A 20,138-nucleotide genomic window follows, 5' to 3' on the forward strand; every position below is an offset into this window, starting at 1 on the left:
GACGCGCGTCACACCGTGAACGCATCTCGAAACGCGGCGAGGGCCGTGTCGGAGCCGGCCAAGCCGGGCCTGCTGGCGAAGGCCTCCAACGCCACCACGCCGTCGTATCCAGCCTCCGCGAGCGTCCGGGCGACCGCCGGCCAGGCGACCTCGCCGGTCCCCGGCTCGCAGCGTCCAGGCACGTCCGCGACCTGCACCTCACCGATGTACGGCGCCGCCCGGCGGATCAGCTCGATCAGGTTCCCCTCGCCGATCTGGGCGTGGTAGAGGTCGAGGTTCATCCGCAGGTGCGGACTCCCGACCGCCCGCACCAGCGCGAGCGTGTCCGCCGCGCGAGCGAACGGCGTCCCCGGGTGATCCACCTCGGTGTTGAGGTTCTCGAGCACGAACGTCATCCCGTGCTGCTGCCCGAGCTCCGCGACCCGCTCGAGCGTGCGCAGCGCGGCCAGCCACATCTCGCCCGTCACGACCTCGACGGGTCGGAGAGGCAGTCCGCCCTCCCCGAGGCCGGTCCCGTGCAGGTTCAGCGCGGGTGACCCGATCCGGCGGGCGAACTCGACCGACTCCGCCGCCGAGGCGAGCAGCGCAGCGGTCCCGTCGGGGCTGGTCAGGTCGCCGCTGACATACCCCGTCATCGACGTGAACCGCGCACCGGTCGCTGCCAGTGCTGCGGCGTCCTTGGCCGTCCAGTCCCAGATCTCGACCGCGAAACCGGCGTCGTGGATGCGCTTGACGCGGTCGAGGTGCGGCTCGTCGAGGTAGACCATCTCCGAGCACACCGCCAGGGTGAAGGTCATCGAGAAGCTCCTCGTCCGTCAGACGTTACGGGTACGGCGACCTCGGCGCGCCCACCCGTGCGGAAGGACTCGATCGCGGCCTCGGCGATGGCGAAAGCGGCCCACGCCTCGTCGCCGCCGACGCGCGGCGCACGGCCCTCCTCGATCGCCGCCACGAACTCGCCGAACTCCCCGAGGTAAGCCTCCCGGAGCAGCTCGGTGTCGCTCCGCGCGGTCGACGCGAGCCGGCCTGCGGCGTCGTGCAGGCGCATCGAGGTGCTGGAGCCGTCGCCGATGGTGACCATTCCGCGCGAGCCGAAGACTTCGCCGCGGACGTCGTAGCCGTACGTCGCCGCGAAGTTCGCCTCGGCGGTGGCGATCGCGCCGTTGTCGTAGCGGATGACGACCACGGCTGTGTCGAGCAGGCCCGCGTCCTTGAACTCCGGCGCGATCAGGGCGTCGGCCGTCGCGGAGACGTCGACGGCCCGGGCTCCAGGGTTCAGCCAGTTGAGGGTGTCGAAGTCGTGGATGAGCGTCTGGGTGAAGATCGTCCACGGCGGGATCGCACCTGGGTCGGCCAGGCCGCTGCCCGGGTCCCGGGTGAGTGAGCGCATCAGCCGTACGTCGCCGAGCCGACCCGTCGTGATCGCGTCGTGCGCTGCCGCGAAGTCGGGTGCGAAACGGCGGTTGAAGCCCACCTGGAACGCCACGCCAGCTGCCGCTGTCGCCTTCCGTCCTGCGTCGATCTCGGCCAGGCTCATCCCGGCCGGCTTCTCGCAGAAGACGTGTTTGCCGGCCTCGGCCGCCGCCCGGACCAGACCGGCGTGGGCGACGGAAGATGCCGCGATCACGACCGCGTCGACGTCGGTCGGCTCCAACACCGAGGCGGTCTCCGTCTCGGCGCGCGTGCCGAGTGGTTCCGCCAGGGCGAACGCGACGCCGGGCCTCGGATCGACGACGGCGGCAAGGGAGGCGCCCGGGACGTGCCGGGCGATGAGCTCCGCGTGGTGGGCGCCGATGCGACCGGCGCCCACCAGGGCAATACGGACGGTCACCTCGCCTCCGCCTCGGCTTCGGCCTTGAGGTCGGCGACCACCTCGCTGTCGGCACCCATGGTGCGCTCCAGCTCGTGTGCCAGGGACTCCAGCTCCGCGCCGCCGGCCATCATCGACGTCAGGTCCTGCACGGTCAGCTCCGACTTCGGGAAGTCGCCCATGCTGCGACCGCGCCTCAAGAGCATGAACCGGTCTCCGACGGGATAGGCGTGGTGCGGGTTGTGGGTGATGAACACGACGCCCAGACCGCGGTCGCGGGCCTTGGCGATGTACTTGAGCACCACACCGGACTGCTTGACCCCGAGCGCAGCGGTCGGCTCGTCCAGGATCAGCACCCGGGCCCCGAAGTAGACGGCCCGCGCGATGGCGACGCATTGCCGCTCACCACCCGAGAGGGTGCCGATCGGCTGGTCCACGTCGCGCAGGTCGATGCCCATCGCGAGCAGCTCGCTGCGGGTCGTCTTCTTCATGAACTCGACGTCCAGCCGTCGGGCCGGCCAGATGCCCTTCACCGGCTCCGAGCCGAGGAAGAAGTTGCGCCACACCGGCATCAGGGGAACCACGGCAAGGTCCTGGTAGACGGTCGCGATCCCCAGCGCCAGGGCGTCGCGCGGGCTGGACAGGTGGCGCTCCTCGCCGTCGACGAGGAACTTGCCCTCCGTGTGCTGGTGCGCCCCGGCGAGGATCTTGATGAACGTCGACTTGCCGGCACCGTTGTCACCCAGGACGCAGGTGACCTCGCCTGCCTTGACCGACGTCGTCACGTCCTTCAGCGCGATCACCCGGCCGTAGGACTTGCCGATGTCGGTCACCTCGATGATCGGGGTTCCCCGCGGGGGAATCGCCGGACCGTCGGCGGTGATCGGGGTCTCGGCCGCTTCCTGCTCCTTGCGGCGCGCCGCTTCCTTGGCCTGTTGCGTCGCGTACTCGCGGGCGACCCTGCCGATCCGCTTGCCCGTCGCGCTCACCTTCTCGTCGTCGCTCATCGTGACTCCTCCGCCCTCTTGCGCACCCATTCGTTGAGCAGGACCGCCCCCAGCAGCATCGCGCCGAGGAACGCCTTCAGCCAGTTGTTGTCCCAGCCGGCGTAGACGATGCCCTGGTTGGCCATGCCGTAGATCAGCGCACCGAACGCCGCGCCGATCGCCGAGCCGTAACCACCCGTGAGCAGGCAGCCACCGACGACGGCGCAGATGATGTAGATGAACTCCTGGCCCACGCCGGTGTTGCTCTGCACCGTGGAGCTGCTGAACAGCAGCAGCATCCCGACCAGCCAGCCGCAGCCCGCGGTCGTCATGAACAACCCGATCTTGGTGCCCACGACGGGCACGCCGACCTGCCGAGCGGACTGCTTGGCCCCGCCCACGGCGAAGACCCAGTTGCCGACACGGGTACGGAGCAGCACCCACGTCGCGACAGCGGTGACCGCGATCCACCAGAGGATCGAGACGACGACCGTGCCGCCGGCCAGCTCGAAGGACGACCCGAACAGCTTCTGGGGCTGGTCGTAGTACGGGACGTTGCGCATGCCCTGGATGGCGACCTGGCCGATCAGCGCCTTCGTCCCGGCGAGGTCGATGCCCTGCAGCACGAAGAACGTGCCGAGGGTGACGATGAAGCTCGGGAGTCCCGTCTTCATCACCATCAGGCCGTTGAGGAAGCCGACCCCGAGAGCGAGGCCGAGCGAGACGAGGATCGCGGCCCAGATGTTCAGGCCGTACTCGGTCGTCAGGACGCCGACCACCAGACCGGTGAAACCGGTGATCGCCCCGGCGGAGAGGTCGAACTCGCCGCCGATCATGAGAAGCGAGACCGCGACGGCCATGATGCCGATCGTCGAGGCCGAGTCCAGCCAGGTGCTGGCTCCCTGAGCGGTGGCGAAGGTGTCGGTCGTGAGGGCGAAGAACGCGAAGATCGCGACCGCTGCAAGGAGCGCGCCGATCTCGGGGCGCTTCATCACGCTGGCGACAGGAGACGTGCGGACGACGCGTTCGTCCGCGACCGCAGTGGTTGTCATGTGCTGGTTCCTTTCCTGGAAGCCGGGGTGGGGCCCGCCCGAATCGGCAGGCCCCACGCCCCACTCAGCGGGTGCCGTTCTTGGCGAAATCGAGCACCGCGTCGGCATTGTCGGGGGTGATGAACGCCGGGCCGGAGTTGATGGCCTGGCCGCCCCCGACGTCGTTGCCGTTGATCGACTTCAGGTAGAGCGAGGTGACGCCGATGTAGCCCTGCACGTAGGGCTGCTGGTCGACGGCGAACAGGATGTTGCCGGCCTTGATCTCGTTGATGACGTCCTCGCTCAGGTCGAAGGTCGCGACCTGGGCGTCGCTGCCAGCCTGGTCGACGGCCGCCACCGCGTTGATGCCGTACTGACCACCGAGAGTGAGCACGACGTCGATCGAGTCGTCGGACTGCAGCTTGGACGTGATCGTCGAGGTCACGGCGTTCTCGTCGGTGCCGTCGACCTGCAGGTTCTCCACATTCCCGCCGGCGGTCTCGGCGACCGCGGCACACCGCTCCTCGAGAGCGATGTTTCCGGCCTCCTGGATGACGCAGAGGATGTTGCTGAAGCCCTCGTCCTTGAGCCGCTCGCCGACCGAATGGCCGGCAATCGTCTCGCTCTGACCGACGTGGGTGATGGCTCCGAAGTCCTGCCACTGGTCGTAGCCGGAGTTGATCGTCACGACCGGGACACCCGCCTCCACGGCCGCCTCGATGCTGTCTTGGAGACCGTCCGGGTTGGCCATCGAGACGACGATGCCGTCGACGTCGTCGGCGACGGCGGCGTCGATGAGCTCGGACTGCTTGGAGGGATCGGGATCGGCTGAGTACTCGACCGAGACACCGTAGTCGTCACCCGCGCGTTCCGCGCCGGACTTCACCCGGTCCCAGAACGCATCGCCAGGACCGCTGTGGGTGATGACCGCGTAGGTGAGGTCCGACGTGTCCGTCGGGGCCCCGCTCTCCTCCTTGCCGGTGCCGCTGCACGCGGCGAGCAACAGGGCCGACGCGGCCAGCCCGGTGATGGTGATCCTTCTGTGCCTCATGTGTGGTGCCTTTCTCTGCGGACCCGGTCGGACGACGTGCCCGGTCAGGCGTTCGTGGGGAAGTGGAAGCTTGCGCCGATCGGGTTCTCGACGTGGGGCCAGCGTGAGGTGACCACCTTGGCGCGGGTGTAGAACGAAACGCCCTCGGGGCCGTGCACGTGCTTGTCGCCGAAGAGGGAGTCCTTCCACCCGCCGAAGGAGTAGTACGCCATCGGAACGGGGACGGGGACGTTGACGCCGATCATCCCGACCTTGACGCCGCGCTGGAACCGCCGCGCGGCCTCGCCGCTGGAGGTGAAGATCGCCGTGCCGTTGCCATAGGGATTGGCGTTGATCAGGGCGATCGCCTCGTCGACGTCGTCGCTGCGCAGCACCGACAGCACCGGGCCGAAGATCTCCTCGGTGTAGCAGTCCATCTGCGGCGTCACGCCGTCGATCACCGTCGGCCCGACGAAGAACCCGTCCTCGTGGCCGGGTACGACGAGACGACGCCCGTCGACCGTGACCCGCCCGCCCTGACGCTCGCCGGCGTCGATCAGGCCGACGATCCGCTCGCGGGCGGCCGGAGTGACCACCGGGCCCATCTCACTCGCTGCGTCCCGGCCCGAGCCGACGACCACCGCACGCGCCTTGGCGTTCACGGCCTCGACCAACGCGTCGCCGGTGCGGCCCACCGCCACCGCGGCCGAGATCGCCATGCACCGCTCGCCCGCCGACCCGAACGCCGCAGCCACCAGGTGGTCGGAGGCGAAGTCGAGGTCGGCGTCCGGAAGCACGATCGCGTGGTTCTTCGCCCCGCCGAGGGCCTGAACCCGCTTGCCGTTCTCGGTGGCGCGTTGGTGGATGTAGCGGGCGATCGGGGTCGAGCCCACGAACGACACCGCGGCGACGTCGGGGTGGTCCAGGATCGCGTCGACCGCCTCCTTGTCACCGTGCACGACGTTGAACACGCCCTCCGGCAACCCCGCTTCGGCCCACAGCTCCGCGAGCAGGACGGACGCCGAAGGATCCCGCTCGCTGGGCTTGAGCACGAACGTGTTGCCGCACGCGATCGCCACCGGGAACATCCACATCGGCACCATCGCCGGGAAGTTGAACGGCGTGATCCCGGCGACCACGCCGAGCGGCTCGCGGAAGGAGAACACGTCCACGCCGGTCGACACCTGGTCGGAGTAGTCGCCCTTGAGCAGCTGCGGGATGCCGCATGCGAACTCGACGACCTCCAGGCCGCGCTGCACCTCGCCGCGAGCGTCGGACAGCACCTTGCCGTGCTCGTCGGTGATCGCCTCGGCCAGCCGGTCCAGGTTGGCCTCGACCAGGTGCTGGAACCGGAACAGGATCTTCGTGCGGGCGCTCAGCGAGCTCTGCGACCAGGTGTCGAAGGCACCACGTGCCACCGCGATAGCGTGGTCCACGTCCGCCGCTGAGGCGAGCAGTACCTCGGCCTGCTCCTCTCCGGTCGCGGGATTCCAGACCGGGCTGGTGCGGCTCGAGCCAGCTGAGCTCCGGGTGCCGCCGATCCAGTGTTCGATCGTCCTCACAGGGTTCTCTTCCTTCGTGCTGCAGTGGGTGGGTCAGAGGTGACGCCGCTGATCACGCTTCGCGGCGTCGTAACGGGCTCGGGCCTCAGTCGTGGACTCGAGCCCGGAGACCTCGGCGACCGGGACGTCCCACCAGGCATCGCTGCTCGGTGCGGGCACCAACGGGTCGGTCTCGACGTGGATCACGACGGGGCCGGTCGCGTGCGACTTCGCCTTGCGCAGCGCTTGGTGCAGCTCGTCGATGCTGCTGGCGGTGAGCACCTGGGCGCCCAGGCTCTCCGCGTTGGCCGCGAGGTCGATCGGCAGCTTGTCGCCGTCGAGCCGCCCGGTCGCCGGGTTGCGACGGCGGTACGCCGTCCCGTAGCGCTGGGAGCCGAGCGACTCCGAGAGCGCGCCGATCGAGGCGAACCCGTGGTTCTGCACGAGGACCACGATGATCTTGACGTTCTCCTGGACCGCCGTGACCAGCTCCGAGGCCATCATCAAGTAGGAGCCGTCACCGACCATGACGAACACGTCGCGGTCGGGCGCAGCCATCCGGACTCCGAGTCCGCCGGCGATCTCATAGCCCATGCACGAGAAGCCGTACTCGACGTGGTAGCCCTTCGGGTCCCGGGTGCGCCACAGCTTGTGCAGGTCGCCGGGCATCGAGCCGGCCGCGCACACGACCACGTCGCGGGGGTCGGCGGCGGCGTTGACGGCGCCGATGACCTCCGACTGCGCAGGCAGCGGTCCGTGGCCCAGGTGGTAGGCACGCTCGACAGTGGCGTCCCAGTCCGCCGCCAGCGAGCGCACCCGGTCGCGGTAGTCGCCGTCGGTCTGGTGACCCGCGAGGGCCTCGGTGAGTGCCCTCAGGCCCTCGCGGGCGTCTCCCACCAGCGGCAGTCCGGCCTGCTTGTGCCCGTCCAGGCTCGCGACGTTGAGGTTGACGAATGCGACGTCGGGGTCGGCGAAGATGCTGCGCGAGGCGGTGGTGAAGTCGCTGTAGCGGGTCCCTATCCCGAGGACGACGTCCGCTTCACGAGCGATCGTGTTGGCTGCGGTGGTGCCGGTCGCACCGACCGCCCCGAGTGCCAGCGGATGGTCGTAGGGCAGGGATCCCTTGCCGGCCTGGGTCTCGGCAACCGGGATGCCGGACGCCTCGGCGAAGGCACGCAGCTCCTCGGTCGCCTCGGCGTAGATGGTCCCGCCGCCGGAGACGATCAGCGGCCGGCGGGCGCCGCGCAGCAGCTCGACGGCGCGGGCCACCAGCGCGGCCTCGGGCTGCGGCCGAGCCACGTGCCACACTCGCCTCTCGAACAGCTCCACCGGCCAGTCGTACGCCTCCGCCTGCACGTCCTGCGGCAGGGCGAGCGTGACCGCGCCGGTCTCGACCGGGTCGGCCAACACCCGCATCGCGCCCAGCAGAGCCGACGGCAGCTGCTCGGGGCGCCACACCCGGTCGAAGTACCTCGACACCGGACGGAACGCGTCGTTGACCGAGACGTCGCCGCTGGATGGCAGCTCGAGCTCCTGGAGCACCGGGGACGCCACCCGGGTCGCGAACACGTCACCGGGGAGGAGCAGCACGGGGATCCGGTTGATCGTGGCGAGCGCGGCGCCGGTGACCATGTTGGTCGCGCCCGGGCCGATGGACGCCGTACACGCGAGCGTTGAGAGCCGGTTGCGCATCCGGGCGTAGCCCACGGCGGCGTGCACCATGCCCTGCTCGTTGCGACCGGTCCAGTACGGCAGTCGGCCGGGTGCGCGCAGCTCCTCCTCGAGCAGCGCCTCGCCGACGCCCGCGAGGTTGCCGTGGCCGAAGATCCCGAAGCAGCCCTCGACCAGGCGGTGCTCGACCCCGTCGCGCTCCGAGTACTGGACGCCCAGGAAGCGCACCAGTGCCTGCGCGACGGTCAGCCGGACCGTGCCGCTCATCGCGTGCTCCTCTCGTCGGTCGTGGTCAGGGGGAGGCGCGGGTCGACCGCCGCGTCGTCCCAGGTGCTCCGCACCCAGGCATGGGCCGGGTCGTCACAGATCAGCCAGGCGCGCTCGGCGCCTGGGCCTGCCATCACGTTCAGGTAGTACAGGTCGTAGCCGGGCGCCGCCATCGACGGTCCGTGCCAGCCGTGCGGGATGGTGACGACGTCGCCGGTCCGTACCTCGGCGAGCAGGTCCGCCGGACGGTCGTCGGTGCCGTACACCCGCTGGTAGCCGACCCCCGGCCCGTCCGGCCCCTCGTCGACCTCGAAGTAGTAGATCTCCTCCAGCACGCTCTCGGCGCCTGGCCGGTCCTCGTCGTGCTTGTGGGGCGGGTACGACGACCAGTTGCCTGCCGGCGTGAGCACCTCGACCACGATCAGGCGGTCGCACTCGAACGTGTGCGCCGCGGCGACGTTGTTGACCTGACGGCTGCAGCTGCCGGCGCCGCGGAGCTCGACGGAGACGTCCTCCGCCTTCGCGTACCGGAACAGAAGCCGGCGTTCGCACCGTGCGGACGGGAGCGCGAACCGGCCGCCGGCGGCCGAGCTGACGGTCACCTCGGAGTCGCGGGGGAGGTAGGCGAAGTCGCTGACCCGGCTGAACACGCTGGCACGTCCCTCGAGCTCGACGACCTCGCCGTCGCACTCCACGACGCAGCCGCCCGACAGCGGCAGCACCAGCATCTCCTCCTCGCCCGTGGCGAGCGTGTGCCGCTCGCCCGGCGCCAGCGAGACCACGCGCAGGCCGCTGTAGGTCCACCCCGCGTCGGCGGGACTCACCTCGACCACAGAAGGAAGATGGCGCGGCTTCACAGCAGGCCCACCGTCCGATCGACCGCCGCGGCAACGTCGCCGTCCGGCGGGTAGAGCAGGGCCCGGCCGACGATCATGCCCACGACCGTGGGCTGCTTGAGCGCGCGCTGCCACCGCTCGAACGTCTCCGGCTGGTCGACGCTTGCCTCACCGCCGAGCAGCAGCACCGGCAGCGTGGTGGCCGCGGCGACCCGTTCCATGTCGTCCACCACCGGCAGCTTGAGCCAGGTGTGCGCCGACGTCGCGCCGAGCCCGGCCGCCACGGTGGCCGACCGGATCACGGCCTCGGGGCTCAGGTCGTTGCGCACCCGGCCGCCGACGCGGTGCGAGATGAACGGCTCCACCATGGCCATCAGGTGGTGCGCCGCCAGCTCGGTGACGGCGCGGGCGCATGCCTCGAGGGTTGCCACGGTCGCGGGGTCGTCCGGGTCGATGCGGGTGAGCATCTTGCCGCCGTCGTACCCCATCGCGGCGATGGTTGCGGCGTCGTACGCCGTCATCCGGTCGTCGATCTCGAACGCCGTCCCGGCGAGGCCGCCGCGGTTCATCGAGCCGAGGACGACCTTGTCGTCGAGCGCTCCCATCAGCAGCAGGTCTTCCACCATGTCGGCCGTGCCGAGGAAGCCATCGACGCCAGGGCGGTCGAGGGCGACCGCGAGCCGGCGCAGCAGGTCCCCGCGGTCGGCCATCGCGAGCGGGTCCTCACCCACCCGCAGCGCGCCCCGGGCCGGATGGTCGGCCGCGATGATCATCAGCCGCCCGCTCTCGCCGACCAGCGAAGCGCGGCGCTTGCGCCGGGCGGCTGCGGCCGGGATCGCCCCGGGGTCCTGGAGCCGGGTGGACGTCATCGCCCGCACCAGCTCCTCTCCGGTAGCGGTCAAGTAGTCAGGCATCAAGAACCTCCCCGAGAACGGCGTCGACCTCACTGGTCGTCGGCATGGCGTCCGAGCACGCCAGCTGGCCGGCGACGATCGCCCCGGCCGCGTTGGCGAACCGGATGGTCCGGCCCAGCTCCCACCCGGAGAGCAGGCCGTGGCAGAGCGCGCCACCGAAGGCGTCTCCGGCCCCGAGGCCGTTGACCACCTCGACGGGGACCGGTGGTACGTCGACCTGCCCGTGGTCGTCGACGGCCAGCACGCCCTTGGGCCCCTGCTTCACGATGGCCAGATCGACGCCGCGTCCCCGCAGCGCCTCCGCCGCGGCCGCGGGCTGCGTCTCGCCGACCGCGACCTCGCACTCCTCGCGGTTGCCGACGGCGATGGTGACATGCTCGAGCGCGCGGGCGACCTGCTCGGTGGCCTCCTCGGGGCGGGCCCAGAACATCGGCCGGTAGTCGAGGTCGAGCACCGTGATTCCCCGGCGGCCCCGCGCCTCGAGCGCGGTCAGCGTCGCCTCCCGGCTCGGCTCCTGGCACAGGCCGGTGACGGTGACCCAGAACAGGTCGGCATCGCGGATCGCGTCGAGGTCGAGCTCGTCGGCCCGGATCTGAAGGTCGGGCGCGGTGGGCGTCCGGTAGAAGTACAGCGGGAAGTCGTCGGGCGGGAAGATCTCGCAGAACGTGACGGGGGTCGGCAAGGTCGGCACGGCCGTGACGAACTCGTCGCTCACGCCGTAGCCGGCGAGCGCCTTGTGCACGAACCGGCCGAACGGATCCTGACCGGTGCGCGTGATGACAGCGCTGCGCCGGCCGTGGCGGGCGGCGGCCACGGCGACGTTGGTGGCGCTGCCGCCGAGGTACTTGGCGAACGAGGCGACATCCTCGAGCGGCACGCCGATCTGCTCGGGGTAGATGTCCACCCCGACCCGGCCCATGGTGAGCACCTCGTGGTTCATGAGGCCACCTTGGTGAGGAACTCCAGCCCAGCGCGGACGTCGGCGGCCGGACCGGCGCCCGGCCGCGGCTCGCCGTCGAGGATGGTGTCCTGCTCCATGACGTACCAGCCCTGGTAGCCGGAGTCCTCGAGGGTCCGGACGATCGTGGCGACGTCGACGTCGCCCTGTCCGAGCGGCACGTACAGGCCCTCCTGCACTCCGCGGGTGTAGGTCAGCTCGCGGGCGCGGACGCGCTCGGCCACATCGGCGCGGACGTCCTTGAGGTGCGTGTGGCGGATCCGGTCGGTGGCCGTCCGGGCGAGCTCGACCGGATCGGCGCCCCCGACCAGCAGGTGGCCGGTGTCGAGGGTGAGCCCGATCGTGCATCCGGTGAGCACCCGGTCGACCTCCTCGGCGTTCTCGACCATCGTCCCGACGTGGGGGTGGAGAGTGGCCTCGATCCCCTGCTCGCCGGCGACATCGCGGATCCGGTCGAGGTTGGCGAGGAGGACATCCCACTGCGTCTCATCGAGCACCGGCCGGGCGTCGTACCCGTCCACGCCGGAGGCGGCGGCCAGCACCAGGCTGGTCGCGCTCGCCGCCCGGAAGTGGGCCAGCGCCCGCTCGACCTGGGGAAGGGGATCGTGGGAATCATCGAAGAGCACGACCGGGACGAACCCGCCGACCGCCTTCATCCCGTGGGCGGCGAGAAGGTCGGCCGCCTGGTGCGGGTCGTCCGGGAGGAAGCCCTCGGGCCCGAACTCAGTGGCCGCTAGGCCGAGGTCGGCCATCTCGCGCAGCACCCGCTCCGGTGCCATCTGGTGTCCCCACCCGGGCACCTCGCACACGCCCCAGGAGATTGGGGCGCCGGCGAACCGCGACTGCACTGGCGTGGTCACTTGCGCACCTCCGCGATCTCGACCCGCCGGCCCTCCAGGCGCGACCGGGTTGCGGCTTCGGCGACGTACAACGCCTCCAGTGCCTCCTCGACCGAGCACGGACTCGGACGCTCACCCCTAACCACCTCGACGAAGGCGTTGATCTCCGCCACGTAGGCGTCCGCGAACCGCTCCCAGAACGTGGGGTTGGGTGTGCCGGAAGGGAAGTCCACGTCCGGCTCTGCCGAACGGAGCGCTGCGCGCTCGTCCAGCCCGACCGCGATAGTCCCCTCGGTGCCGGCGACCTCCATCCGCACGTCGTAGCCGGCACCGTTGTAGCGGGAGCCCTGCAGGCTCACGAGGGTGCCGTCGTCGAGGGTCAGGATCGCTACCGTCTCGTCGACGTCACCGGCCTCGACGAAGAACGTCGCACCTCGGTTGGCGCCGAGAGCGATGACGTCGACCACTTCGCGGCCGGTCACCCAGCGGACGATGTCGAAGTCGTGGATCAGGCAGTCGCGGTAGATCCCGCCGCTGGTCGAGATGTACGACGGATGCGGGGGTGCCGGGTCGGCTGTGACGGCGTGCACCCTGCGCAGCTCGCCCAAGCGGCCGGTGCGCAGCGCCTCGCGGACGGCGACGTACCCGGCATCGAACCGACGCTGGAAACCGATCTGCACCGGGGTGCCGGCCGCACGCACTTCTTCCAGCACGCTGAGGGTGCCGGGCACGTCGAGTGCAACCGGCTTCTCACAGAACACGGGAACTCTGGCACGGGCGCCGGCGGCGATCAGCTCGGCGTGGCTGTCGGTGGCGGTCGCGATGACGACAGCGTCAATGTCAGCGGCGAGGACCGCGGCCGCATCGGTCATGCTCTCCGCTCCCAGCCCTTCGGCGACAGAGCGCGCCCGAGCCGGGTCGGCGTCGGCGACGACCAAGGATGTCACCCCCTCGTGCCGGGCCACGACGGCGGCGTGGCTGGCGCCGATCCGCCCCACGCCAAGGAATCCGATCCGCATGAGGTGGCCTTTCCGGATGTGATGGGGGTTACATGACGTTTTCTAGCCGTCTGACGGTGGGGTGTCAATACTTTGTCCTAACATTCTGTCTTACGGTCATTCGGTCGATCGCCGGTTAGGATGAGGCCATGGCAGAAAGTTTGCGGCTGACGGTGGACCGACGTAGCCCGGTGCCGCTCTACTACCAGGTTGCCGAGCAGCTCGAGCAGGCGATCGGCAGCGGTCAGCTCTCGCCCGGGTTCAAGCTCGACAACGAGATCTCCCTCGCCGACCAGCTCGGCCTCAGCCGGCCGACGATGCGCCGCGCGATCCAGGAACTCGTCGACAAGGGTCTGCTCGTCCGCAAGCGCGGTGTCGGGACCCAGGTCGTCCACGGCCGGGTGCGGCGCGAGCTCGAGCTCACCAGCCTCTTCGACGACCTCCGGGCCACGGGACAGAAGCCCGCCACCAAGGTACTCGTCAACCAGGTCGAGCCGGCCCCCGCCGAGGTTGCCGACGAGCTCGGCTTCGCCGAGGGCGACGAGGTGCTCCACCTGGAGCGGCTCCGCCTCGCCGACGAGAAGCCGCTCGCCGTCCTGCGCAACTGGCTGCCCGCGAACGTGATCAGGCCGACCGACGAGGAACTCGAGAACGGCGGGCTCTACCAACTCATCCGGGACGCCGGGACACACGTCCAGGTCGCCCGCCAGCGAATCGGCGCCCGCGGCGCGACCACGCAGGAGGCACGGCTGCTCGGCGGCCGGAAGAACGACGCGGTGCTGACGATGCAGCGCACGGCCTACGCCGACTCCGGGCGTGCGATCGAGTACGGCGACCACTGCTACCGGCCCGAGGCGTACTCGTTCGAGGTGACACTGGTCGAGCGCTGAAGCGCCAGGGACGACAGCGGGGCCGGCGGGCCGGCGTGTGGTCCAGAAGTCGTCGGAAACGGCCAACGGCGACCAATCTCCCATTGTGGCTCTCTGACCTGCGGAAACGTCGGGGAAGTCCTCCCAGCACCTCGGTGTGGGTCTGGCTGGGGCAACGCTGGGGCAACAGCAGGATCGGCCGGGGCATCGTTGCGTGGCTGGCCGCGGCGCGAACGAGCCGCAGTAATTCGGGCCCGGGGTGGGGTGCCGAGCTGAGCGGCAGCCTTTGTAGTCGGCATCGGTCGGACTCTCGACGCCGTGCGGCCGAAGCGCAGGTCGACCTCCTTGGCGGGTCAGGTATTGAACGGCCGGTCGATGCGCGGAGTTGTCGGCCATCCCAGGATCCTGGGCGCCGCGGGGTGCTCCGGCTCAGTGGCGCCAGGACCGGGCGATGGAGCGCATGGCGCGGAAGGTGAGGGCTTCGTCCTCCTCGATGCCGTGGTCGCTGAGCTTGACGATCACGGTCTGGGTGCGCCGGTTGAGGTAGATGTACTGGCCGAAGACGCCGATGGCGCTGACATCGTTCGCGCGCTTGCCGCGTTGGTCACCGGGCACGTGCCAGAACTGGGTCGAGTACGGCCAGCCCCCGAGCGGTTTCGGCTGCGGCGTGAGGATCCGGTCGAGCCAGGCTCTGCTGACGCGGGAGCCTGGGCCGCCTGCCTCGGCGACGAGGAGTCCGAGGCGGGCAAAGTCACGGGCGGTAGCGTTGAGGCAGCAGAATGCCTTGGCGATACCGCCGCCGTGGTCGAGGTTCCAGGTTGCCGGGTACTGGGCGCCTGCGGGTCTCCAGAGACGGTTCACGAACGCGGTGATGTAGTCGGTGCCGAACACCTCGCTCAGCACCATCGACAAGAGCTGGGTGTTGTAGCTGACGTACTCACCCCGGGTGCCGGGGTCGAACACCATGCGCCGGTGGCTCGACGCGAAGCTGTGCATGTTCGGGTGGACCAGCATCAGGTAGGTACCGGTGAGCATCGAGAGCACGGCAGTGGGGTCCTCGAGCGGGTTCACCTGATATCCCTCGGCGGCATCGATGCCGCTGGTCATGTCGAGCAGGTGGCGAACCGTGATGGTGTTGAACCGGGGATCACCGTCTGCCGGGTGTTCGACGCGCAGCCACGGCAGGACCGTGACGACCCGGGTGTCGAGAGTGAGACGGCCCTCGGTGATCGCCTGACCGGTCAGCAGGCCGGCCATCGCCTTGGCCACCGACCAGGACGCCAGCTTCGTCGTGGGTCCGGTGTGGGCGTCGTACCACTCGGTCACCAGACGACCGCGGTGCAGCACCACGAATGCTCGGGTGTGGGTGGTCGTGAGGAAGTCAGCGACCGTCTTTCGTTGTCCGCGGCCCCAGGGCACCGTTGCGGGTATCTGCTCGTGACTGCGGCGGAGCGGCCGGACGTCGCGCGCCGGTGCGATCGGGGTCGAAGGCAGCAGCCTGCCGAACTCGGACGGCTGGGTCGGATTGGGTAGATCGATGTCCGTCCGAACGTTGACGGATGCGTGCGCACTGCGTGCCGGTCCGACGGGCACGACGCTGAGAGCGCCGAGGGACACGGCGATAGCAACCGCGGCGAGCGTGCGTCGGGGCATGAAGGAGGAGCGTTGGGTGGTCATAAGGATTCGCCTCCTGAGCGATGGTGCGGAGGACCGCGAGGGTCTCGTTCTCTCTGTTCATGGCCTCGTCCGACGTGGTCCCGTACCTGTGGTTGGCGGAGAGCTTGACGATCGTCGTGGCGCTGGGAGGGTCGACGTACACGAACTGGTTGTAGACGCCGATCGCTGCGAACTCGCCGCGGTCGCCTTCGGGGATCCACCACTGGTAGCCGTAGCCGAGCTCGGTCGGGTGGTCGCCGACGATGACGTTGCCTGGGGCCAGGTGAGGTTCAGCGACAGTGACGGAGTCACGGACCCATGCAGCGGGCACGATCTGCTGGCCGTGCCATGCGCCGCCGTTGCGGTACAGCTCGCCCAGCCGCGCATAGTCGCGGACGGTGAGGTTGAGCCCGGCGAACGCGATCTCGGTGCCGGCAGGGTCGAGGATCCAGCGGCCGGCTGACTCGAAGCCGAGCGGTTCGACGAGCTTGTCGTGCATGTACGCCGAGACCGAGCGCCCGGTCGCCCGCGCGAGCAGGGTGCCCAGCACCTGGGTCTCCCCGGAGTTGTAGCGGCACACGGTTCCCGGTGCGCTCTCGCGGGCCATTCGGCCGACGAAGTCGTCGAGCGAGCCGCCAGCCGTCGAGAGGGTGACCGCGAGCTGGATGATGTCCGAGCGAGGGTCGCTGTAGTCCTCGTTCCAGCGTGCGCCGGACGACATCCGCAGGACATCCTTGATCGAGATGCCGTCGTACGCCGAGCCGGGCTCCACCGGCACGTAGTCGCTGATCAGGTCCTCGATGCTGCGAAGGTGTCCCTCCGCCACGGCGATGCCGATGAGCGCGGAGATGAAGCTCTTCGCCACCGACATCGACAGCCACGGCACGTCGACGCCGCCCGTGAGGAGGTACCTCTCGTAGCGGATCCGGCCGTCTCTCAGGACGAGCAGCGCGGAGGTGTCGGTGTCGACGAGGAAGTCCTCGACCAGGTGGGTCGCGCCGTCGAGCTCGTACTTGTCCGGGAGCTGCAGGTCCGGCCCGACCTGCCAGGGCGCCGGCGTCCTCGCGGCCGGCATCTCTCGAGTCGGCATCAGGTCCTGGACGCGGCAGAAGTTCTCGTGCTGCGGAGACCCGGTGAACAAGCCGAGATCGATGATGGAGGCGTGGTGCTGGTCGTTCATCGGTGGTCCTTTCGTTGTCGTTGGGGGAGCGCGGTGTGCGCCGTTGGCGACACGCGCGTCCCGTGAGTCATGTCGGGCCTTCCACTCGCTTACCGAACGTCATTCGGTTTAGAGGATGCTAAAGGGCGGCGCGGCGAGACCACAAGAGATTTATCGAATCGGATTCGGTAAGTTTGGTCTGACGACCGCCCAGCTCGCTCTCTGCCCGTGACGACAAGGAGGACGCATGCCCCGCCCCCCGGAGCGTCTGCTCGACCGCAATGGGATAGCTCGAGCCGCTCTCGCACTGGTCGACGAGAAGGGTGACTTCACGATGCCCGAGCTGGCAGCTGCGCTGCGGGTGCGTCCCTCGTCGCTCTACCACCACGTCGAAGGCAAGGCCGAGATCATCGAGCTGCTGCGGGCGGAGGTCGTCCAGCAGCTGGACCACAGGCTGCTGGAGACGGAGCCGTGGGACGAGGGACTCGACCGGTGGGCGCGGACGTATCGAGACCTCTTCGCCCAGCATCCCAAAGCGATCCGGATGCTCGCGACAGCACCGGTGCGGATGCCCGAGGTGGTCGACGTCTACGAGATGGCCGTCGCCGCGTTGCTCCGCGCCGGATTCCGCGACCGCGACGTGCTCGCTCTGATCGTCGCCGTGGAGAGCTTCCTCCTCGGGTCCGCCCTCGACCTGGTCATGCCCGACGGGATGATCGAGGTGGACGGCGAGCAACACCCCGGCCTGAGTCGCTGCCTGGCAGCGCTCCCCACCGGCGTTCGCCGGGCCGACCACGCCTTCGAGGTGGGCCTCGAGGCACTGATCACCGGGTTCCGGGCCCGCCTCGAACCTTCGCAAGATTGATCGCACGTCGGCGTCTGAGCAGGTTGTCACGCGTGCACGTACTGCGCGCCTGGCACGACGACTACCCTCCCGATATTGGCGATTGCGGGTAAGCCAGTAGGCGGCCACCCACCACGCGGCCTAGCCTTCGTGCAGCAGACCCCTCACGGCCGAATCCGCTCCGGACGGCCAGCCGGTGTAGCCCTCGGCGAGGTAGGTGGAGGCGGCGGTGGAGCCCACCACGGACGCGAGCTCGCCGAGCTGGCGTCGTACGTCGAAGTCGGTGGCGCCGGGCAGCGTGTGGAGCATCGTCGTCATCCAGTACGAGAAGTGCTGCGCGCGCCAGACGCGGTCGAGGGCGCGCGGGCCGTAGCTGTCGAGCGCATCGGCGTCGTTCTTGCGCACCGCCTGCTCGAGCAGCTCCGCGAGGACGCGCACGTCCGCGAGGGCGAGGTTGAGCCCCTTCGCGCCGGTCGGCGGGACGGTGTGCGCGGCGTCCCCCGCCAGGAGGAGGCGGTCGTGGCGCATCGGCTCGGCGACGAAGCTGCGGAACCGGAGCACCGCCTTGTCGGTGATCGGTCCCTCGTTGAGGGTGAACCCGTCGGGGCCGGCGACCCGGGCCTGGAGCTCGGCCCAGATCCGGTCCTCCGACCACCGGTCGACGTCCTCGTCGGGGTCGCACTGGAAGTACATCCGCTGGAGGGTCTCGGTGCGCTGGCTGATCAGCGCGAAGCCCCGCTCGGAGTGGCTGTAGACCAGCTCCGGCGCGCTCGGCGCGGCCTCGGTGAGGATCCCGAACCACGCGAACGGGTACTCGCGGAAGTAGTGCCGGCGCTGGACCTCGGGCACCTCCTGTCGACAGATCGACCGCGACCCGTCGGCGCCGACGAGGTAGTCGCAGCGCACCTCCTGGGCAACGCCGTCGGAGTCCGTGAAGACGATGCCCGGACTCGGGCCGGTCACGTCGACGACGCGGGTGTCGCGGACGCCGAACCGGACGTCGCCCGCATCGCGGCTGCGAGCGTCCGCGAGGTCGATGAACACGTCGGTCTGGGGATAGAGCCAGGCCGACTCGCCGGCCAGAGCCTTGAAGTCGACCCGATGGCTGTCTCCGCCGAACCGCAGGGCGATTCCGCCGTGCGCGTGCCCTTCGCGGTGAACCCGGTCCGAGACCCCAGAGTCGACGAGCAGCCGGACGGTGCCGGCTTCGAGGATGCCGGCTCGCACGGTGTTCTCGATCTCCAGCCGGGTGCGATGGTCGACCACCACCGAGTCGATGCCGCTGAGCGCGAGCAGGTGGGAGAGCATCAGGCCAGCGGGACCGCCGCCGACGATGCCGACGGTGGTGCGGGTGAGGTGAGGTTGCATGGGTCCGCCCTTCAGCGTCCGGTGCCGTCGACGAGCGGGACGTCCACGAGGGCGGCCAGGTCGTCGTACCCGATCCCGAACAGGTCGCGTACGACGACACCGTCGGGCTCGATCAGGAACACGGCGAGGTCGGTGTAGACCCGGCTCACGCACTGCAGCCCGGTCAGCGGATAGCTGCACTCGGGAACCAGCTTGGCGCTCCCGTCCCGTGTCAGCAGGCTCATCATCACGAACGTCTGCTTGGCCCCGATGGCGAGGTCCATCGCGCCGCCGACGGCGGGGATGTCGTCCGGTCGGCCGGTGTGCCAGTTGGCCAGGTCGCCGCGCGCAGAGACCTGGTAGGCGCCGAGCACGCAGATGTCGAGGTGGCCGCCGCGCATCATCGCGAAGGAGTCGGCGTGGTGGAAGTACGACGCACCCGGCAGCTCGGTCACGGCGACCTTCCCGGCGTTGACCAGGTCGGGGTCGACCTCGTCGCCGAGGGCCTCGGGGCCCATGCCGAGCATGCCGTTCTCGGTGTGCAGCTGGACCCCGCTGCCCGGAGTCAGGAAGTTCGACACCTTGGTGGGCAAGCCGATGCCGAGGTTCACGAACGAGCCGGCCGGGATATCGGCAGCCACGATCCCCGCCAGCGTGTCCCGGTCGATGCCGGTGAAGGTGGCGCTCACTTGAAGGCTCCGATCAGGGAGGCGCGGTCGCGGTCGACGCGCACCACGTGGTCGACGTAGACGCAGGGGGTCACCACGTTCTCCGGGTCGAGCGACCCCGTCGGGACGACCTCGTCGACCTGCACGATCGTCGTCTCGGCGGCTGCGGCCATGATCGGCCCGAAGTTGCGTGCGGTCTTGCGGTAGACGAGGTTGCCCAGCCGGTCGGAGCGGTGGGCGGCCACGAGGGCGACCTCGGCGCGAAGCGGGTGCTCGAGCACGTAGCCACGCCCGTCGATGACACGGGTCTCCTTGCCCTCGGCCAACGGGGTGCCGTAGCCGGTGGGCGTGAAGAAGGCGCCGATCCCCGCCCCGGCGGCGCGGATCCGCTCGGCCAGGTTGCCCTGGGGCACCAGCTCCAGCTCAAGACGCCCGGCCCGGTAGGCCTCGTCGAAGTGCCAGGAGTCCACCTGGCGCGGGAACGAGCAGACCACCTTGCGCACCCGTCCCTCGCGGATGAGAGCGGCCAGGCCGACGTCGCCCCCGCCGGCGTTGTTGCTCACGATCGTGAGCTCGGTGGCGGCGCTCTCGATCAGCGCCTCGACCAGCTCGACGGGCTGGCCGGCCGACCCGAACCCGCTGACCATCACCGTGGCCCCGGTGGGGATCCCCGCCACCGCCTCCAGGGTCGTGTCGTGGAAGGTCACCTTGCTC

General features: G+C 69.9%; 19 protein-coding genes. 2 read left to right on the forward strand and 17 right to left on the reverse strand.

The window, feature by feature from the left end:
* Window positions 1-8: 8 nt before the first annotated feature.
* The 12 genes from D0Z08_RS21565 to D0Z08_RS21620 all read right to left on the reverse strand — a co-directional run bounded on the left by D0Z08_RS21565 (window position 9) and on the right by D0Z08_RS21620 (window position 12,902).
* Complete coding sequence (locus D0Z08_RS21565; RefSeq protein ID WP_118927332.1) at window positions 9-797, reverse strand: TIM barrel protein; 789 nt, start codon at window positions 795-797, stop codon at window positions 9-11.
* Window positions 794-1,831 carry a Gfo/Idh/MocA family oxidoreductase gene (locus D0Z08_RS21570; RefSeq protein ID WP_118927333.1) on the reverse strand — a complete coding sequence of 346 codons (1,038 nt, stop codon included), beginning with the start codon at window positions 1,829-1,831 and terminating at the stop codon, window positions 794-796. The genes D0Z08_RS21565 and D0Z08_RS21570 overlap by 4 nt, the downstream gene beginning before the upstream one ends.
* A complete protein-coding gene (locus D0Z08_RS21575) occupies window positions 1,828-2,817 on the reverse strand; it encodes an ATP-binding cassette domain-containing protein (RefSeq protein ID WP_118927334.1) in 990 nt (329 codons plus the stop codon). The genes D0Z08_RS21570 and D0Z08_RS21575 overlap by 4 nt, the downstream gene beginning before the upstream one ends.
* Complete coding sequence (locus D0Z08_RS21580; RefSeq protein ID WP_118927335.1) at window positions 2,814-3,848, reverse strand: ABC transporter permease; 1,035 nt, start codon at window positions 3,846-3,848, stop codon at window positions 2,814-2,816. The genes D0Z08_RS21575 and D0Z08_RS21580 overlap by 4 nt, the downstream gene beginning before the upstream one ends.
* A 64-nt stretch (window positions 3,849-3,912) precedes the next feature.
* Complete coding sequence (locus tag D0Z08_RS21585) at window positions 3,913-4,878, reverse strand: sugar ABC transporter substrate-binding protein (RefSeq protein ID WP_118927336.1); 966 nt, start codon at window positions 4,876-4,878, stop codon at window positions 3,913-3,915.
* Window positions 4,879-4,922: 44 nt separating this feature from the next.
* Entirely contained in the window at window positions 4,923-6,419 is a 1,497-nt protein-coding gene (locus tag D0Z08_RS21590) for a CoA-acylating methylmalonate-semialdehyde dehydrogenase (protein WP_118927337.1), read from the reverse strand.
* 33 nt (window positions 6,420-6,452) lie between these two features.
* Window positions 6,453-8,336 carry a 3D-(3,5/4)-trihydroxycyclohexane-1,2-dione acylhydrolase (decyclizing) gene (iolD, locus tag D0Z08_RS21595; protein ID WP_118927338.1) on the reverse strand — a complete coding sequence of 628 codons (1,884 nt, stop codon included), beginning with the start codon at window positions 8,334-8,336 and terminating at the stop codon, window positions 6,453-6,455.
* Entirely contained in the window at window positions 8,333-9,169 is an 837-nt protein-coding gene (gene iolB, locus D0Z08_RS21600; protein WP_425454070.1) for a 5-deoxy-glucuronate isomerase, read from the reverse strand. The genes iolD and iolB overlap by 4 nt, the downstream gene beginning before the upstream one ends.
* A 20-nt stretch (window positions 9,170-9,189) precedes the next feature.
* Window positions 9,190-10,086, reverse strand: coding sequence for a Cgl0159 family (beta/alpha)8-fold protein (locus D0Z08_RS21605; protein WP_118927340.1), 897 nt, complete (start codon window positions 10,084-10,086; stop codon window positions 9,190-9,192).
* The gene (gene iolC / locus D0Z08_RS21610) at window positions 10,079-11,026 is read right to left on the reverse strand and encodes a 5-dehydro-2-deoxygluconokinase (protein WP_118927341.1); all 948 of its coding nucleotides are present in this window, start codon (window positions 11,024-11,026) and stop codon (window positions 10,079-10,081) included. The genes D0Z08_RS21605 and iolC overlap by 8 nt, the downstream gene beginning before the upstream one ends.
* Window positions 11,023-11,904 (reverse strand): sugar phosphate isomerase/epimerase family protein, encoded by an 882-nt coding sequence (locus D0Z08_RS21615; protein ID WP_245994284.1) that lies wholly within the window; start codon window positions 11,902-11,904, stop codon window positions 11,023-11,025. Before D0Z08_RS21615 ends, iolC begins: the two co-directional genes overlap by 4 nt.
* Window positions 11,901-12,902, reverse strand: coding sequence for a Gfo/Idh/MocA family protein (locus D0Z08_RS21620; RefSeq protein ID WP_118927343.1), 1,002 nt, complete (start codon window positions 12,900-12,902; stop codon window positions 11,901-11,903). The genes D0Z08_RS21615 and D0Z08_RS21620 overlap by 4 nt, the downstream gene beginning before the upstream one ends.
* A 128-nt stretch (window positions 12,903-13,030) precedes the next feature.
* Here D0Z08_RS21620 and D0Z08_RS21625 point away from each other — a divergent pair, with 128 nt between their 5' ends.
* Complete coding sequence (locus D0Z08_RS21625; protein ID WP_118927344.1) at window positions 13,031-13,771, forward strand: GntR family transcriptional regulator; 741 nt, start codon at window positions 13,031-13,033, stop codon at window positions 13,769-13,771.
* A 408-nt stretch (window positions 13,772-14,179) separates the two neighbouring features.
* On the opposite strand, the gene D0Z08_RS21630 is transcribed toward D0Z08_RS21625, so the two are convergent.
* Window positions 14,180-15,169, reverse strand: coding sequence for a serine hydrolase domain-containing protein (locus D0Z08_RS21630; RefSeq protein WP_245994286.1), 990 nt, complete (start codon window positions 15,167-15,169; stop codon window positions 14,180-14,182).
* A complete protein-coding gene (locus D0Z08_RS21635; RefSeq protein WP_118927346.1) occupies window positions 15,132-16,586 on the reverse strand; it encodes a serine hydrolase domain-containing protein in 1,455 nt (484 codons plus the stop codon). Before D0Z08_RS21635 ends, D0Z08_RS21630 begins: the two co-directional genes overlap by 38 nt.
* Before the next feature lie 226 nt (window positions 16,587-16,812).
* On the opposite strand from D0Z08_RS21635, the gene D0Z08_RS21640 reads away from it, so the two are divergent.
* Complete coding sequence (locus tag D0Z08_RS21640) at window positions 16,813-17,430, forward strand: TetR/AcrR family transcriptional regulator (protein ID WP_118927347.1); 618 nt, start codon at window positions 16,813-16,815, stop codon at window positions 17,428-17,430.
* 120 nt (window positions 17,431-17,550) lie between these two features.
* On the opposite strand, the gene D0Z08_RS21645 is transcribed toward D0Z08_RS21640, so the two are convergent.
* From D0Z08_RS21645 to D0Z08_RS21655, 3 genes are read right to left on the reverse strand one after another with little or no spacing between them, the layout of a single operon-like run.
* Complete coding sequence (locus D0Z08_RS21645; protein WP_118927348.1) at window positions 17,551-18,777, reverse strand: 4-hydroxybenzoate 3-monooxygenase; 1,227 nt, start codon at window positions 18,775-18,777, stop codon at window positions 17,551-17,553.
* Window positions 18,778-18,788: 11 nt separating this feature from the next.
* The gene (locus D0Z08_RS21650) at window positions 18,789-19,445 is read right to left on the reverse strand and encodes a 3-oxoacid CoA-transferase subunit B (RefSeq protein WP_118927349.1); all 657 of its coding nucleotides are present in this window, start codon (window positions 19,443-19,445) and stop codon (window positions 18,789-18,791) included.
* Window positions 19,442-20,131 (reverse strand): 3-oxoacid CoA-transferase subunit A, encoded by a 690-nt coding sequence (locus D0Z08_RS21655; RefSeq protein WP_245994295.1) that lies wholly within the window; start codon window positions 20,129-20,131, stop codon window positions 19,442-19,444. Before D0Z08_RS21655 ends, D0Z08_RS21650 begins: the two co-directional genes overlap by 4 nt.
* Window positions 20,132-20,138 lie beyond the last annotated feature (7 nt).

It is taken from the genome of Nocardioides immobilis (genome assembly GCF_003515065.1).
GTDB classification, from domain to species: Bacteria; Actinomycetota; Actinomycetes; order Propionibacteriales; family Nocardioidaceae; genus Nocardioides; species Nocardioides immobilis.